Source organism: Faecalicatena contorta, assembly GCF_021531995.1.
Classification (GTDB): Bacteria; Bacillota; Clostridia; order Lachnospirales; family Lachnospiraceae; genus Dorea_A; species Dorea_A contorta_A.
Map to the genome: position 1 here is coordinate 1 of NZ_JAFBIZ010000271.1, position 861 is coordinate 861.

General features: G+C 40.5%; 1 protein-coding gene. It reads left to right on the forward strand.

Annotated features, from left to right (window positions below):
• Positions 1-137 precede the first annotated feature (137 nt).
• Positions 138-737: a TetR/AcrR family transcriptional regulator gene (locus JQM82_RS15880; RefSeq protein ID WP_235251388.1), complete on the forward strand. Its 600-nt coding sequence runs from the start codon at positions 138-140 to the stop codon at positions 735-737.
• Positions 738-861 lie beyond the last annotated feature (124 nt).

Below are 861 nucleotides of genomic sequence, written 5' to 3' on the forward strand. Positions count from 1 at the left end.
AATTTGTTCATAATTTTGTAACATTTTTTATAAAAAGCAGGTTCCTTTTTTGGTTATTTCCCTTCAGGGGTCTTCTCAAAAACGGTCAGTCAGGTATAATAGAAATTAACCAGAGCGGTCAGAGAAAGGGAAAAAAGATGAATGAGAGATTTCTGTCCCTGCCGGAAGAAAAACGGCAGCGGATCATCAATGCAGGATATCGTGTGTTCAGTCAGAACAGCTATAAAAAAAGTCCGGTAGGAGAGATTGCAGTAGAGGCCGGAATCAGCAAATCGTTGTTGTTTTATTATTTTCGTAATAAGAAAGAACTATACCTGTTTTTATGGGATGAGGCATGCAGAGTGACGCTGAAAGCAATCAGAGAAGAACGATGTTACGAACCGGACAGCCTGTTTGAAATGATGGAGCGGGGATTGAATGCAAAACTGAAGGTTATGCATCAATATCCGGAACTCACTGCATTTATTATGAAAGCGTTTTATGAAAAGGATCCAGAAGTGTCTGCCTGTATTCAGGAAAGTTATGCAGGGTATATCAAGCAGAAAGCAGGGGTATCTCTGAGTATGCTTAATCCGGAGGAATTCCGTCCGGAGATTGATCTGCAGATGATGTTAAAGGAAATGTACTGGGCAACGGAAGGTTATCTATGGGAGAAAGTGCAGAGTGGGACACTTGAAGTAGAGATGCTGGAACAAGAGTTTCACAGAATGATGGATTTCTGGAAAGTATTGTATTAGGTAATTGCGAAACTCGCTAAGCTTGTTCGCAATTCTGAACCAAAACAAGGATGAATTCGTGCAAAGCACGAATTCTGGAATGAAATGTAGATAACCGGACATTTTAGGCGCACTTTAATAAGGC

Excerpts from the sequence above, each read along its gene's own strand:
- JQM82_RS15880 (WP_235251388.1), top strand. The coding sequence starts at position 138 with ATGAATGAGAGATTTCTGTCCCTGCCGGAAGAAAAACGGCAGCGGATC.